Origin of the sequence: Mycolicibacter sinensis, assembly GCF_001667375.1 — a bacterium.
GTDB classification, from domain to species: domain Bacteria; phylum Actinomycetota; class Actinomycetes; order Mycobacteriales; family Mycobacteriaceae; genus Mycobacterium; species Mycobacterium sinense_A.
This window is the reverse complement of sequence record NZ_LZIN01000105.1, coordinates 113,019-127,640: the sequence shown is the minus strand read 5'-3', so window position 1 is coordinate 127,640 and position 14,622 is coordinate 113,019. Positions and strand designations below refer to the sequence as shown.

The following is a 14,622-nucleotide window of genomic DNA, read 5'->3' as shown; positions in this document are numbered from 1 at the left end:
TCCAAGACCGCACCCCGCAGCAGGCCTACCTGAACCCGATTACCCAAGAAAACCCGCCAATTTCTTGACTCAAGACACGAATCCACTGACCGCGTTGACTCATCAAAAATGCGCGCGTAGGCCCGATTGATGGGGGTTGACCTTGACCGAGCGCAGGGCGGGGGTGGTCCGAGATGAGACCGAACCGGGCACGGTCAGGAACAGCCACCTGAAGGCCCGTATGTCATGCCGGCTGTCGAACTACGACCTCCGGTTCCAGCGGATCGGCGACTGATTGTCAGGACCTAGTCGCTCCGGATGGCGCTGCCATCAGGCCTGCGGCACCATGCTGCGCAGCGTGCTGGTCACGAATTTCTTCAGTGCCACATCGCGTTCCGCCCGGGATTCGCCCACCGTGGTCAGCAGCGCGTAGACACCGAGCAGAAAGAACGCCGCGCTGTGGTAGGAGTCCACGTCGTCGTAGAGCTCACCGCGAATGCGGGCACGTTCGATCTCGGCGGCCAGCAGCACGAAGGTCGGGTGGCTGGCCCACTGCTCCGGCTCGGGCCGGTTGGGCGAAAAGTAGAGGCTGAGCACATCGCGGAACAACGCTGCACCCCAGCGGCTTTCGAGGGCCAAGACCAGCTCCACGATCACCTTCAGCACCGCCGCCAGCGAGCGCCGCGTATCGAGGAATTGCGCGAGTTCTTCGGCGAGGCGCATCTCGTCTCGTCGGATCAGCTCGAGAAGCACGTGTTCCTTGGTGGGGAAGTGGAAGTAGAAGGTACTGCGCGCCACCCCCGCAGCTTTGGCGATGGCGTTGATGTCTGCCGCGTTGGTGCCGGCCCGCTGAAATTCCACGATGGCGGCGTCGAGCACGCGAGCCCGTGTTCTGCGGCGCTGGGTCTCGCGCTGGGTCGCACTGTCTGGCACGCGCCCATTGTGCCGTAGTTGCGCCAGTTACTGACCGATGTCATCGAAAGAAGGCAGGCGCAGGGCGCTGTGCTCAACTACAGCAACGCAAGCCCCCTCTTTTCATTGTCATTTGTCAGTGAGTGTGTTAGACCTAGCAACCGAGCGGGTGGTGGCAGACCAGGCAGGGGTGGGCAATGACGGCAGCGACGGCGATGAACACCAGGGGCCAACGCATCCTGTTGTGGACGGTGCCGCCGTCGGCGGCCTTGTTCGCGCTGGCATATCTGTTGTTCCCGGTGTTCTCGCCGCCGCTGTCGCCGACGCTGACCCCCGAACAAGTCGCGGCCTTCTTCGCCGAGAACGTCACCGGCATATTGGGCGTCACGATCCTGTGCAATCTCATCGCGTGCTCGCTGGTTCCGCTCTTCGCGGTGACCGCGGTGCAGATCTCCCGGACCGCAACGTCGAGCAGCGTCTTCACCTACGCCTACCTGCTCTGTGTCGGAGTGGGCCTGACGGCGTTCATCCTCGCCGACTACTGCTGGGCGATGGCGGCGTTTCGCCCCGAACGCGACCCGCAACTCATCAGCCTGCTCAACGACATGGCGTGGTTCTTCTTCATCGCACCCGTCGGCACCATCGTCGTGCAGAATCTCTGCCTGGCCGTCAGCATTTACCTGGATGCCCGGCCAGACCCGGTCTTCCCGCGCTGGGTGGCACACTTCAACATCGCGGTGGCCGCTCTGCTGGTTCCGAGCGCGTTTTCGCTGCTGTACAAAACCGGGCCCCTCGCCTGGGACGGTTCGCTCTCGTTCACCCTGCGGCTCAGCGTTTTCGCCGTCTATCTCGTGGTCATGTTCGCGGTTCTGCGCGATGTGGTGAATCGCCAGGGTGACGAGCGCGAGGCGCTGGCATGACCAAGGCCGCGAAGCGGGATCAGTGGATCGCCTTCTGGTCGGTTCCGGTCTTCTTCGCGCTGTTCGGGCTGGTCTTCGTCCCCTTGAGCTGGATGATGCCGCCCCGCTCGCCGAGCGCCTCTCAGCCCCAGATCCTCGACTTCATGCAGTCGCACAATCTGCTGATCGCCTGCACCGTGCTGACACTGGCGTTCGGCCTGGCGCCGGTATCGAATGCCTGCTACCTCATGCAGATCAAGCGGATGTCGGTCAGCCCGGTGTTCCGGTACACGGTCATGATGGGTGCGATGACCGGCACCATCGTCGGGATGCTGTTCGGCATGTTCTGCTTCGGGCTCGGCGCATTCCGTCCCGGCTACGCCCCGGCGATCCTGGCGATGCTTTACGACTTCGGCTACCTGGCGTTCATCGGTTCGCTGGGCTGCTTCTGCATCATGTGGATGGCGTTCGGCCTGGCGATCATTCTTGACGAGAACAATATCCTGCCGAAATGGCTGGGCTATTACACCGTTTGGCAATACGTGACCGAGTTGATGGCCGCGCCGGTGTGGATCACCAAATCAGGGCCCTTCGCCTGGAACGGTCTGATGACATTCTGGCTCGCCATGACGCTGTACGTGTCATGGCAGTTCATCGTGTACGTGTGCATCTACCGATCGATTAAGAACCAGCCCGAGGCGGAACTGGAAAACGCTTGGGTTGCCCGGGAACCCGCGTCGCGCGGAGCCGTGGCCGGAGCCGGCGCATGACCGAGGTCGAAGTGGGGCCCGGCATCGGTACCGACGAGATGACACCAACCCCCCGGGCACGCGGGCACCTGCCCGGTGAACCGAGCATGTGGTTCTTCGTCATCGGCGACCTGTTCATCTTCGCCGCCTACTTCGTGTCCTACATGTACTTCCGCGGCCAAGACCATGCCATGTTCCTGGCGGGTCAGGCCAAGGTGAACCTGAACATCGGCATCGTCAACACCGTTGTGCTGCTGACCAGTTCGCTTCTCGTGGCACTCGGCACTTCGGCGGCCCGTGCTGGCAAGACCACCGATGCACACCGGTTGTTCAGCGGCGCGCTGGCCTGCGGGGCCGCTTTCCCGCTGCTCAAGATGGTCGAATACATCCCGGAGATCACCGCGGGGATGACACCGGGAACCAATCTGTTCTTCATGTACTACTTCGTGATGACCGGAATGCACCTGTGTCACGTGTTCCTGGGGCTGGTGATCCTGTGTTTCGTCATCCGCAGCCTGCGCGGACCGGCGAAACCCCGAATGTCCTTGGTGGAGACGGGCGCAACCTACTGGCACATGGTCGACGTGTTGTGGCTGATCCTGTTCGCTCTGCTCTACTTGATGAGGTGATCGCTGTGACCGCGTACCGCCGCCACCCGCTGATCTTCGTGTGGGCCCTGCTCACGCTGGTGACCGTAGCGTCGTGGCAGACCGCCCGGGACGCCGGCGAGGCACACCACCTCAACGCCACCGTCACCGTCATCGTGCTATCGATCGCCGCGATCAAGACGCAGCTGGTGATCTGGCACTTCATGGAGGTCCGACACGCGCCCACCTGGCTCAAGGTGACCGCGAACGGGTGGCTGCTGGGACTGTTCGGGCTGCTGTTCGGCTTCTACTTCGCCGCCGGATAGCATCGCCGAACCAGCGGCGCCGCAAGGACGCCAGCGCCTGCCACCAGCATCGCCAGCCACACCAGATGGGCCGCCAGCACGGCCCGGCGCGGCCCGGCGGAAACCTTCGGTGGATGGCCGCCGACCCGGTACACGGTGAAGTCTGCGTCGCGGTAGGAGATCGGCAACCGCATCAGAGTCTGTGCGGCAGCCCCCATTTCGCCGTCCGTGCCGGACTCGCTGACCACCCAGCCCACGCCGTGGACGCCGAGCGTGGCCGGCTCGGCGCCCGAGAGCAGCGCCTGCTGCACCGCGCGGGCGTGGCCGCCCTCACCGCGCACCGTCTGCCCGCCCACCCTCAGATCGCCGGTGGCCAGCACCTCGGCGCGCACCCAACGGGCCAGCGGGTCGAGCACCGGCGCCGGCCCGGCCCAGGAGAAGTGCCGCATCGTGTCGGCGGGCAGCACCGCCACCGGCCGCGGATCGGCGTTGATCTTCGCCGCCACCGCCGTCCAGCCGGGCGGGTAGTGCACCGGTTGGACCCGCCCGGCCACCCCCCAGACCAGGTCGGGCAGCACAACGATGAGCGCGACGCAGCACACCAACGCTGCCCGCGCCGGCGGCAGCCGGTCCCGCAGGGCCGCCACCGCCCCCGCCCCCGCCAGCGCGTAGCCGGGCATCGCCAACGCCACCCACTTCTGCCCGTCGCGCAGCATGCCCAGGCCGGGAATCACGTCGACCGCCCAGCGCAACACCGCCAGCCCCGGACCGGTAGCCAACACGGCGAACACCAGCACCGTCGCGCCCGCCAGCATCAGCAGTGGTCGCGCGGCGGGCAGGTCCCGCACCGTCGACAACCCCAGACCCACGACGCCGACGAACACCGCGGTGGCCAGCAGAGCGAAAACCGTGGTCCGCGAACCCGGCACCGCCTCGGCGTTCCAGATCCCGCCGAGCCCGGCGAGGCTACCCAGGGTGCCCAGACCCGGCTCGGCGCGCGCCGCGAACGCCGCCACCCCGGCCGACTCGCCGCGGACGGATCCCGGACCCACCACCACGGCCATCAGCCAGGGCAGCGCGGCGGTCGCCGCGATCGCCATCGCACTGGTCGCACACCACCACCTCGGCGGTCCTGAACCCGGCACCGCGACGCACACCACCGCGACCACCGCGGCCAGCAGCAGCCCGGTGGGGGTCAACCCGGCCAGCGCCACGAAGAACACCAACCCGAACAGCCCGCCGCTACCGGACCTGAGCCTCAGCATCGCCACTGCCACCCACGGCAGGCACCCGTAGCCGACCAGCAGGCTCCAATGGCCCTGCAATAACCGTTCGGCCACATAGGGATTCCAGATCGCGATGGTGACCGCTACCAGCCGTCCGGGCAGGCCGGGGTCCGGCAGCACCGTCGCCACCAGCCGCGCCGCGCCCCAGCCGGCCAGCCACAGGCCCGCGATCAGCAGCGCTTTGACCACGATGCCGCCGTCGACCAGCCGAGAAGCCAGCGCCACCGCGAAGTCCTGCGGTACCGCCCGAGGCGCCGCCTCACCCAGCCCGAGGGCGGATGCGGTCAGGTACGACCGCGGCGTCGACACCGCATCGCGCAGCAGCAGATAGCCCGGCCGCAGCAGCGGCGCCACAATGAGCAGCGTCAACCCCAGTGCGTAGCACGGCGCGATCCAGCGCCCGCCTCGCACCACCGCGGGGTCAGAGCTGATCGGGTGCCGGATCCGGGGGTCCCGGCTCCGGGGGCGTCGCCGGGCGGTCCAGTTGGGGACGTTGGGTCGGCAGCTTCTCCGTCTCGGCCTCGGCCCCGGAAGCAGGCTCGGTCACCGGTGACTTCGGCGTGAAGCCGCCGAAGAACCCGCCGTCGGAGCCGCGGCCCGGCCGTCCCAGGGCGGTCTCGGCGGGCAGACTGAACCAGCCGACCAGGACGCCGCCGATCAAACAGATCAGCCCGGCGGCGGTGAAGGTGATCGGCAGGACCCGTGACCACAGGGCCACCCGGTCCCGCTCGTTGCGGGCCGCGTCGACCTGAGCCTCGATGGTCTCCTCGGAGCTGGTGACCGTGTAGTCGGCCAGTGCCACCTCTGGCTTCAGCGGATCACGGGCGTAGTAGTGGTTGGCGTGCACCTTCGACTTGACGATGGTGCCCGAAACCGGATCCACCCACATCGTCTTCTGCGCGGCGTAGTACCGCGTCATGGTGACATCTTCCTCGGGGTCGACGCCCTCGATGTTCCACATCCGGGCTGGAGCGCTGATCTCCCCGTCCTCGTCGTGGCCGTACAGCGACGGGTAGCGCACCGGTTCTTTCAGGCTGCCGTCCGGGTCGTAGCCGACGTTCTGCACGAACCGGTAGGTGGTCAGTCCGTTGACGTCGTCCTCGCCCTCGTAGTTGGCCTCGTAGGCCTTCTGCGCGATCGGATCGAAGTACTGATAGGACTGCTTCTGGGTGTCGAAGGGGAACCGGTAGGACAGTCCCTCGTGCGGCAGCGCGATGTTGGTCGGCGGGCTGTCGTCGTCGTAATTGCGCGGCCGCTGCACCGAGCCGCCCGGGTGGCTGTCATCCGAAACCGCTTCGGCGGAAGTGCGATTCAGCGTCACCGTGTCGACGATGGCCAGCAGCAGGCCGGTGTCCTTCTGCCGGTCCGCACGCCGCAGCGACGAGCCGGCCTGCAGGGTGACCACGTCGGCGTTGGCGGGTGCCTCCACCCCGATCTGCTGCTGGGCGACCAGCGGCACATCCTGGTCGACGACGGCATGTTCGCTGCCGAGGGACTCCGGGTCCAGCGCGGCGCCGGAGCCGTTGCTGATCAGGGTGACGTCGAGATCGAGCGGAATCTTGGCGATCTTGCCCGCGGTATAGGTGGACAGCAATAGGGCTGCGATCAGCAGCGCGGCGCCGAGGCCCATGACTGCGCATGCCGCGATACGCATCATGACTGCTCGGTTCACGTCGCCGTATCCTCCCTTTCCACTTTTCCGCCACACCTAAATCTGTCTGACCCTAACAGCAGAACTTCAAACAGCTACTGTGTGTCCATTGAAGTTTTGGACCGTGATCAGATGAACCAGCAGGTTGGCGGCGTGCGCAGCTTCCTGCCCGCAGTCGAGGGAATGCGCGCCTGCGCCGCCATCGGCGTGGTCATCACGCATGTGGCCTTCCAGACCGGGCACTCGTCGGGGATCACCGGCCGGCTCTGGGGCCGTTTCGACATGGCCGTGGCGGTGTTCTTCGCCTTGAGCGGGTTCCTGCTGTGGCGGGGGCATGCCGCGGCCGCGCGCGGCCTGCGCCAGGCGCCGCCGGCCGGGCATTACCTGCGCTCTCGGGTGGTGCGGATCATGCCGGCCTATCTGGTGTCGGTGGTGGTGATTCTGGCCCTGCTGCCCGACGCCGGCGACGCCAGCCTGACGGTGTGGCTGGCCAACCTGACGATGACGCAGATCTATGTGCCACTCACCCTGACGCCGGGACTGACCCAGATGTGGAGCCTGGCGGTGGAGGTCAGCTTCTATATCGCCCTGCCGCTGCTGGCGCTGGGGGCCACCCGACTGCCGGTACGTGCGCGGGTGCCGGTGATCGCCGCGGTGTCGCTGCTCAGCCTCGGTTGGGGATTTCTGCCCATCCATACGCCCTACGGGGTGAACCCGCTGAACTGGGCGCCGGCCTACGGCTGCTGGTTCGGGGCGGGCATGCTGCTGGCCGAGTGGGCGTTCAGTCCGGTCGGCCGGGTGCATCGGCTGGCCCGCCGGCGACTGCCCATGGCGGTGGTGACCGTGGTCGCGTTCGTGGTGGCCGCCTCACCGCTGGCCGGCCCGGAGGGATTGACCTCGGCCACTGTCGGCCAGTTCATCGTGCGCACCGCGATGGGCGGGGTGCTGGCCTGGGCGCTGCTGGCACCGCTGGTGCTGGACCGCCCCGACACGCCGCATCGGTTCCTGGCCAGCGCACCGATGGTCACGTTGGGCCGCTGGTCCTACGGGATCTTCATCTGGCACCTGGCCGCGCTGGACATGGTGTTCCCGGTGATCGGCCGCTTCGCGTTCACCGGGGACATGGCGGTGGTGCTCGTGCTGACCATGGTGTTCACCGTCGCGATCGCCGCGGTCAGCTACGCCCTGGTGGAGCAACCGTGCCGGGAGAAGCTACGCGGCTGGGAGAACCGGCACCGGGCCGCGCGCCCGAACGCCGCTCAGGCGGCCGCGCCCGACGGTGTGTATTCGGCGACGTCGCTGGTGAATTCGGGCGTGCCGTAGGCCTTCAGCCGCCGCTTGAGCAGCCGCAGCACGTAGGCGTTGGTGATCCGGCGCAAGCCGGGGGTGCGAACAGCGCGTTGCACCACCGCCGCGCGGCCGGAGACGAACGGCGCCGTGAGGGCGATCCGCAGATAGTCGCCCGCCTCGAGCGTGACACCCATCTTCGCGGCCACCGCGCGCTTGCCGCCACAGAACATCCGCACGAAAAAGAGCTTGCTGTAGCTCTTCTCGACCGCGTCGGCGATGCGTTCGCGCAGGGTGTCGTCCTGCCGCAGGTAGGCGGCCATCGTGGAGCGAACCAACTCCCCGCAGGTGGCGTCGTCGAAGTCGTCGCGCAGCAGCGCGGCACGGGCGCTGAACACCCGAATGATCTCAGTGGGGGTGGTCGGCAGCAGCTCTTCGGGCAGGCCGAGCAGAACGCAGCGATAGCGGGTGAACTCGACCTGGGCACGCTCGCTGGGCGTGAACTCGGTGCGTCCTTGGCGGCGGGCGTCCATCGCCAGCACGTAGAGGTTGATCATCCCGGCCGGCATCTGATCGATCTGTGGGATCGGCAGACCGTAGACCTCGACGTCCCATTTCGGGGATCGCTTGAGCGCGTTGAAGCGGACCATCGAGTGCATCAGCCGCACCATGGCCGCCGCCTCGAAGCCCGGGCCGTAGCGGTCCAGTGCGCCGGGCAGCGTGGTGACGGCGAAGAAACTGGTGGTCTCGTTGACCCGCCCGGCGGCACGCTTGCCCGACAGCGCGCCGGTCAGTGCCATCGGCAGCGCGGCGTAGGTGTTGAGGAAGGTCGCGATGAACGCACCACGGACGACGAACGGTGCCAACAGCGCCATCGGGAGCCGGGAGTGCTCTGCGCCCTTTCGAACCAGGTCCATGTCCAGCCAGTCCGGGGTGGCTTCCATGTCGGCGATGAACGCCGCCAACTCCGGCGGCGCGTCGGGCACCGCGTCGATGCCGTGGCGGCACGCCTGCTTGAGCATCCCGATCAGGGTGCTGACGCTGTATTGGCCCATCAGTGCGGCGTAGGAGTCCGCCACCACATCGCCCAGCCAGGTCGCCGTCGAAATCAGCTCGACCGCGGCCTCGTCGGCCAGCAGCTTGGCCCGGGTGGAGGGCCGGCCGCGCAGCGACGACACGTCGTCGGGGTCGGTCGTCGTGCGGTAGGGCTGCGTGTCGAAGTCCAGCTCGCCGTAGAGCTCCGGCAGCAGCTCGGCCTGACGGCGGACCCGCTCGCGCAGCTCGGGGTAGTGCGTGGGCAGCGTGGGCACAGCAGACCTCCGAGTAACTAACGTTTCGTTAGTTACAGCTAACAGTTCGTTAGTTATGCTGTCAAGCGTGATCTCGAGCGGCCGTCGGCGGATGACGGGTGAGGCGCGCCGCGAGCAGATCCTCGACGTCACCCATGCGATCGTCGATGCCGAGGGGTTCCACGCCGCCACGCCGAACCGGGTCGCGGCGACGGCCGGCGTCAACCGCTCGCTGATCTACCAGCAATTCGGCAGTCTCGCAGGGCTTTTCGTCGCGCTCATTGATCGGGAAGCGGGTCGGGCCGCCGCCCAGTTCGCGGCCGCGATCACCGGCACCGAGAACCCCGAAGCCGAGGGTTTTTTGGCGCGCGTCTTCGACGGGGTGCTGCACGCCGCCGACAGTCACGCGCCGACCTGGCGGTTGTTCCTCTTTCCGCCCCAGGGAGCGCCGCCGGAGCTGCACGAACGCCTCGCCCGCGCCGAGGCCGGCGTCCGCGGGTTTCTCACGCGCGAACTGCTGCGCACCCTGCCGGATCTCCCGGACCCGGACTACACCGCCCACGTCGTGGCCGCCGTCGGCCGGGAGCTGTTGCAACTGCGGCTCAGCGAGCCCGAGAAGGCTTCGCCGGAGCGGCTGCGGGCGCTGCTGCGGTCGATTCAGTTCACCGCCGTGAGCCGAACCGCGCACGACTGAGCGCGCTCAGTAAGCCTCGGAGTTCTCGAAGATCTTGCGCGGGTTGTCCACCAGCATGGTGCGCAGCTGATCGTCGGTGACCCCGCGCTGCCGCAACGCCGGGATCACGTCGTGGTGGATGTGCAGGTAGTGCCAGTTCGGGGCCGCCACCGAGCTCAGCTCGGCGGGCAGTGCATCGAAGTAGCAGTTGGCGTCGTGGGAGAGCACCATCTTGTCGGCATGGCCGCGCTCGCACAGCTGCGCCACCGTGTTGACCCGGTCTTCGAACGGCAGGATCAGGTCGATGCCGAACCGGTCCATGCCCAGATACGAGCCGGCGGCGATCAGCTCCTCCAGGTAACCCAGGTCGGTGCTGTCTCCGGAGTGCCCGATCACCACCCGGGACAAGTCGACGCCTTCTTCTTCGAAGATGCGCTGCTGTTCCAGGCCGCGGCGCAGCCCGGCGTGGGTGTGGGTGGAGATCGGCGCTCCGGTGCGCCGGTGAGCCTGGGCGACCGCGCGCAGTACCCGCTCGACGCCGGGGGTCACACCGGGCTCGTCGGTGGCGCATTTGAGGATTGCCGCCTTGATCCCGGTGTCGGCGATGCCGGACTCGATGTCGCGGACGAACATGTCCGCCATGAGCTCCGGGCCGTCCAGCATGGTGCCGGGGCCCCGGTAGTGGAAGAAGAACGGCACATCGTTGTAGGTGTAGACGCCGGTGGCTACCACGATGTTCAGTTCGGTGCCGGCGGCGACCCGGGCGATGCGCGGGATGTAGCGGCCCAGCCCGATCACGGTCAGATCGACGATGGTGTCGACCCCGGCGGCCTTCAACTCATTGAGCCGGGTGATCGCATCGGCCACCCGGGCGTCCTCGTCACCCCACGCCTCCGGGTAGTTCTGGGCGATCTCGGTGGTCATGATGAACACGTGCTCGTGCATCAGGGTGACGCCGAGGTCGGCGGTGTCGATCGGCCCGCGCACGGTGCTTAGCTGTGACATGGCTTGATATTAGGGAGATACCGGCGATCCTCGCCGAGAATTGGTGTCAGGTCCGCAATCCCGCCGCAGGGGGAGGTAATCCCATGTCGTCTCAGGTATCTCAACCGGCGGGACGGCCGCGGTCGAGTACCACCCTGCGATTCCTGGCAAAGGCCACCGATGTCGGCTACGGCGAGCGAATCGACGGCGGGCACGTGCTGGAGTGGGTGGACAAGGCCGGGTATGCCTGTGCCGCGCAGTGGAGCGGGCGGTACTGCGTGACCGCCTTCATCGGTGACATCCGGTTCAACAGACCGATCGCGGTGGGCGAACTCGTCGAGATCAACGCCCGGATCGCGGATACCGGTCGCAGCAGCATGCACCTGGTCATCACGGTGTCCTCCGGTGATCCGCGCACCGGGGAACTGACCAGGACGGCTCAGTGCCTCGCGGTGTTCATCGCGGTCGACGACGCCGGCAAGCCGGTCGGCGTGCCGACGTTCACGCCTGGCACGGACGCGGAGCAGCGTCTGCGACTGGCCGCCCAGCATCGTGCGGCCATGCGCGCCGACATCGACGCCGCCCTGGCCGCGCAGGACTACAGCGACGACGGTTCTGCGCCGTGCGCTGTCCTGCGGTTCCTTGCCGCACCCACCGACGTCAACTGGGGCGGAAAAGTGCACGGCGGCAAGGTGATGCGCTGGATAGACGAAGCGGCCTATCTGTGCGCTGCGCAGTGGGCCGGTGGCGACGTGGTCGCCTCTCGGATCAACGGGATCCGGTTCTATCGACCGATCGTGATCGGCACCATGATCGAGGTCCGCGCCAGGCTGATCCACACCTCCGCCCGGCGGATGTACATCAGCGTGCATGTTCAGTCCTCCGACGTGCGCTCCGGTGTCGGCGAGATCGCGGCTCATGCGATGGCGCTGTTCGCGGCGCTCGACGACGACGGCCGCGCGATGACCCTCCGGCAGTGGAGTCCGGTCACTGACGAGGATCGGCGCCTGGACCGGCACGCCCTGGACCTCCTCGAGATGCTGGGGCACGCGGCGACCAGGTAACGCCTACGAGCTCTTCGCCAGGTTGTCGCGGATCTGCGCGTAGGAGTGGGCGAACTGTTCCACCTCGCGCGGGCTGAGCAGATCGAAGAGGTTGGCGCGCACCGCCTCGACGTGCCCGGGCGCCGCCTCGGCCAACTTCTCCGTCCCCGCCTCGGTGAGCTCGGCATACAGGCCGCGCTTGTCCTCGTCGCACTTGGTCTGGTGAACCCAGCCGGCGTCGGCCAGCCGCTTGACCGCCCGGGTGACCCCGCTGCGGGTCGTCACGGTGATGTCGGCCAACTCGTTCATCCGCATCCGCTTCCCCGGGGCCTCGGACAGCAGCGCGAGGATCTCGAAGTCGGACAGGTTGAGCCGCGCGTCGGTAACCAGTTGCCGGTCCAGGGCACGTAGCAGCAGTCGGGTGCTGTCGAGGTACCCGCGCCACATCCGATGTTCTTCCGGGCTCAGCCACTGCGTTTCCATGCCTCCAGAGTAGTTGATTTCGCAACGAGTTGCCCGCGATAACTGCTGGAATAGCCGGCAAAGTAGTTTCGTTGTCAACTATCGGATAGAGTAGCGAACATGAGGAGGGCCATCGTGTCGAGCACTGGTATGCAGTTCGGCATCTTCACCATCGGGGATGTCACCGCCGACCCGACCACGGGCCGCAAGCCGACCGAGGCTGAGCGGATCAAGGCGACCGTGGCGATCGCCAAAAAGGCCGAGGAGGTCGGCCTGGACGTCTTCGCTACCGGTGAACACCACAACCCGCCGTTCGTGCCCTCATCGCCCACCACCCTGCTGGGCTACATCGCGGCGCAGACCCAACGGATACAGCTGACCACCGCCACCACCTTGATCACCACCAACGACCCGGTGAAGCTCGCCGAGGACTACAGCGTGCTGCAGCACCTCGCCGACGGCCGGGTTGACTTGATGCTCGGGCGCGGCAACACCGGTCCGGTGTACCCCTGGTTCGGCAAGGACATTCGGGCCGCCCTACCGCTGACGGTGGAGAATTATCAGCTGTTGCGCCGGCTGTGGCGTGAGGACGTCGTCGACTGGAGCGGGGAGCACCGCACCCCGTTGCACGGCTTCACCTTGGCGCCGCGGCCGCTGGACGGGGTTCCCCCGTTCGTCTGGCACGGTGCGATCCGCAGTCCCGAGATCGCCGAACTGGCCGCGCATTACGGCGACGGCTTCTTCGCCAACCACATCTTCTGGCCGCCGTCGCACACCAAGCGGATGGTGCAGCTCTACCGGCAGCGCTTCGAGCACTACGGCCACGGCAGCGCCGACCAGGCGATCGTGGGCCTGGGCGGGCAGGTGTTCATCCGGCCCAACAGTCAGGACGCCGTGAACGAGTTCCGGCCCTACTTCGACAACGCTCCGGTCTATGGGCACGGCCCCAGCCTGGAGGAGTTCAGCGCGCAGACCCCGCTGACCGTCGGCTCACCGCAGCAGGTCATCGACAAGACCCTGGGCTTCCGGGACTACGCCGGCGACTACCAGCGCCAGCTGTTCCTGGTCGACCACGCCGGCTTGCCGCTCAAGACGGTGCTCGAACAGCTTGACCTGCTGGGCGAGCACGTTATCCCGTTGCTGCGCAAGGAATTTACCGTCGGCCGTCCGGCGCACGTGCCCGGCGCGCCCACGCACCAGTCCCTGGTTCGGGCCGCGAGCCGGTCCGAGATGCAAGAGGCGTCATGAACCTCGTGGTGATCAGCGGTGGGCTGCGTGAGCCGTCGTCCACCCGGCTGCTGGCCGACCGGCTCGGTGCCGCGGTACGCGCCGAGCTCGGCTTGGACGGTATTGAAGTCGACATCGAGGTGATCGACCTGCGGCGCCTGGCCCGGGCGATTACCGACGCCATGCTGACCGGCTTCGCCTCACCGGAGCTGGAGCAGGCCTTCGAGAAGGTCGCCGGCTGCGACGGGCTGATCGCGGTGACGCCGACGTTCAATGCGACCTTCAGCGGGTTGTTCAAGTCGTTCTTCGACGTACTACCCGAGCAGACCCTCAACGGCACGCCGGTGCTCATCGCAGCAACCGGCGGAACCGAGCGGCACTCCCTGGTGCTCGATCATGCCCTGCGGCCGATGTTCACCTATCTGCACGCGCTGGTGTCGCCCACTGGGGTCTACGCCGCGACGTCGGACTTCGGTGCGCGCGGGCTCGACGAGCGGATCACCCAGGCGGCCAACGACTTCGCCCGACTTCTGGAACGGCGCGAACCCGGGCGCGACGATACGGTCAGCGCCGAACTCGATGAGATGCACCGCCTGCTCGCAGGCGCCCAACAGTAAGGAGCAATGAAAATGACGAAGTTGGCGGTGATCTACTACTCGGCCACCGGACACGGCACCGCGATGGCGCAACGGGTGGCGAAGGCGGGTGAGTCGGCGGGCGCCGAGGTGCGGCTGCGCCACATCGAGGAGACCCGGGACCCGGCCACCTTCGCGCACAACCCGGCGTGGACCGCCAACTACGAGGCGACCAAGGACCTGCCGGCTGCCACCGGCGACGATATCGTCTGGGCCGACGCCGTCATCTTCGGCTCGCCCACCCGGTTCGGGTCTCCGGCAGCGCAATTCCGGACCTTCCTCGACTCGCTGGGCGGGCTGTGGGCCAAGGGTGCGCTCGCCGACAAGGTCTACGCCGGCTTCACCTCCAGCCAGACCACGCACGGCGGGCAGGAGGCCACGCTGCTGAATCTCTACGTCTCGCTGATGCACTTCGGCGGGATCCTGGTGCCGCCGGGCTACACCGATCCGATCAAGTTCGCCGACGGCAACCCCTACGGGGTCGGGCACATCACCGGCCCGGAGAACCAGAACGAGCTGGACGAGACCACCCTCGCCGCGCTCGATCACCTGGCCGCCCGCGTGGTTGGCGTCGCCGCCAAGCTCGGTGGGCCAGCGGCCCGCGTTTGACCGACCCTCTTGTGGCGTGACGCACCTCACACTAGGATGACCAGT

General features: G+C 67.3%; 16 protein-coding genes. 10 read left to right on the top strand and 6 right to left on the bottom strand.

Translation table 11 applies throughout. The features are described 5' to 3' along the window. Positions 1-309 precede the first annotated feature (309 nt). Entirely contained in the window at positions 310-912 is a 603-nt protein-coding gene (locus A5771_RS21300) for a TetR/AcrR family transcriptional regulator (protein ID WP_082947378.1), read from the bottom strand. A 176-nt stretch (positions 913-1,088) separates the two neighbouring features. Between A5771_RS21300 and A5771_RS21295 the strand changes: the two genes are divergently transcribed. The 4 genes from A5771_RS21295 to A5771_RS21280 are packed head-to-tail and all read left to right on the top strand — an operon-like array spanning position 1,089 to position 3,452. Continuing rightward, entirely contained in the window at positions 1,089-1,811 is a 723-nt protein-coding gene (locus tag A5771_RS21295) for a hypothetical protein (RefSeq protein ID WP_064857161.1), read from the top strand. Continuing rightward, positions 1,808-2,560, top strand: a complete 753-nt coding sequence (locus A5771_RS21290; protein ID WP_064857160.1) for a hypothetical protein — start codon at positions 1,808-1,810, stop codon at positions 2,558-2,560. Before A5771_RS21295 ends, A5771_RS21290 begins: the two co-directional genes overlap by 4 nt. Continuing rightward, positions 2,557-3,168 carry a cytochrome c oxidase subunit 3 gene (locus A5771_RS21285; RefSeq protein WP_082947377.1) on the top strand — a complete coding sequence of 204 codons (612 nt, stop codon included), beginning with the start codon at positions 2,557-2,559 and terminating at the stop codon, positions 3,166-3,168. The genes A5771_RS21290 and A5771_RS21285 overlap by 4 nt, the downstream gene beginning before the upstream one ends. 5 nt (positions 3,169-3,173) lie before the next feature. Continuing rightward, positions 3,174-3,452 carry a cytochrome C oxidase subunit IV family protein gene (locus A5771_RS21280; RefSeq protein ID WP_064857186.1) on the top strand — a complete coding sequence of 93 codons (279 nt, stop codon included), beginning with the start codon at positions 3,174-3,176 and terminating at the stop codon, positions 3,450-3,452. Here the strand turns inward: A5771_RS21280 and A5771_RS21275 are convergent. Further along, the gene (locus tag A5771_RS21275) at positions 3,434-5,131 is read right to left on the bottom strand and encodes a hypothetical protein (protein ID WP_064857159.1); all 1,698 of its coding nucleotides are present in this window, start codon (positions 5,129-5,131) and stop codon (positions 3,434-3,436) included. The two genes, A5771_RS21280 and A5771_RS21275, sit on opposite strands and share 19 nt — an antisense overlap. A gap of 7 nt (positions 5,132-5,138) precedes the next feature. Further along, a complete protein-coding gene (locus A5771_RS21270) occupies positions 5,139-6,389 on the bottom strand; it encodes a DUF3068 domain-containing protein (protein WP_064857158.1) in 1,251 nt (416 codons plus the stop codon). A 111-nt stretch (positions 6,390-6,500) separates the two neighbouring features. Here A5771_RS21270 and A5771_RS21265 point away from each other — a divergent pair, with 111 nt between their 5' ends. After that, positions 6,501-7,691, top strand: a complete 1,191-nt coding sequence (locus A5771_RS21265) for an acyltransferase family protein (protein ID WP_064857157.1) — start codon at positions 6,501-6,503, stop codon at positions 7,689-7,691. Here A5771_RS21265 and A5771_RS21260 read toward each other — a convergent pair. Beyond that, positions 7,628-8,956 carry an oxygenase MpaB family protein gene (locus A5771_RS21260; protein ID WP_064857185.1) on the bottom strand — a complete coding sequence of 443 codons (1,329 nt, stop codon included), beginning with the start codon at positions 8,954-8,956 and terminating at the stop codon, positions 7,628-7,630. The genes A5771_RS21265 and A5771_RS21260 overlap by 64 nt on opposite strands. A 100-nt stretch (positions 8,957-9,056) precedes the next feature. Here A5771_RS21260 and A5771_RS21255 point away from each other — a divergent pair, with 100 nt between their 5' ends. Next, positions 9,057-9,638: a TetR/AcrR family transcriptional regulator gene (locus tag A5771_RS21255; protein ID WP_064857156.1), complete on the top strand. Its 582-nt coding sequence runs from the start codon at positions 9,057-9,059 to the stop codon at positions 9,636-9,638. Between the two features lie 6 nt (positions 9,639-9,644). Here A5771_RS21255 and A5771_RS21250 read toward each other — a convergent pair whose 3' ends face one another. After that, the gene (locus A5771_RS21250; RefSeq protein WP_064857155.1) at positions 9,645-10,622 is read right to left on the bottom strand and encodes a phosphotriesterase; all 978 of its coding nucleotides are present in this window, start codon (positions 10,620-10,622) and stop codon (positions 9,645-9,647) included. Positions 10,623-10,705: 83 nt separating this feature from the next. Here A5771_RS21250 and A5771_RS21245 point away from each other — a divergent pair, with 83 nt between their 5' ends. Continuing rightward, the gene (locus A5771_RS21245) at positions 10,706-11,665 is read left to right on the top strand and encodes an acyl-CoA thioesterase (protein ID WP_064857154.1); all 960 of its coding nucleotides are present in this window, start codon (positions 10,706-10,708) and stop codon (positions 11,663-11,665) included. 3 nt (positions 11,666-11,668) lie between these two features. Here the strand turns inward: A5771_RS21245 and A5771_RS21240 are convergent, their stop codons facing one another. Beyond that, complete coding sequence (locus A5771_RS21240; RefSeq protein ID WP_064857153.1) at positions 11,669-12,127, bottom strand: MarR family winged helix-turn-helix transcriptional regulator; 459 nt, start codon at positions 12,125-12,127, stop codon at positions 11,669-11,671. A 129-nt stretch (positions 12,128-12,256) separates the two neighbouring features. On the opposite strand from A5771_RS21240, the gene A5771_RS21235 reads away from it, so the two are divergent. The 3 genes from A5771_RS21235 to wrbA are packed head-to-tail and all read left to right on the top strand — an operon-like array spanning position 12,257 to position 14,577. After that, a complete protein-coding gene (locus A5771_RS21235; protein ID WP_064857152.1) occupies positions 12,257-13,354 on the top strand; it encodes an LLM class flavin-dependent oxidoreductase in 1,098 nt (365 codons plus the stop codon). After that, positions 13,351-13,950: an FMN reductase gene (locus A5771_RS21230; RefSeq protein WP_064857151.1), complete on the top strand. Its 600-nt coding sequence runs from the start codon at positions 13,351-13,353 to the stop codon at positions 13,948-13,950. Before A5771_RS21235 ends, A5771_RS21230 begins: the two co-directional genes overlap by 4 nt. Positions 13,951-13,962: 12 nt before the next feature. Continuing rightward, positions 13,963-14,577, top strand: a complete 615-nt coding sequence (gene wrbA, locus A5771_RS21225) for an NAD(P)H:quinone oxidoreductase (protein ID WP_064857184.1) — start codon at positions 13,963-13,965, stop codon at positions 14,575-14,577. The last annotated feature ends 45 nt before the right edge of the window (positions 14,578-14,622 follow it).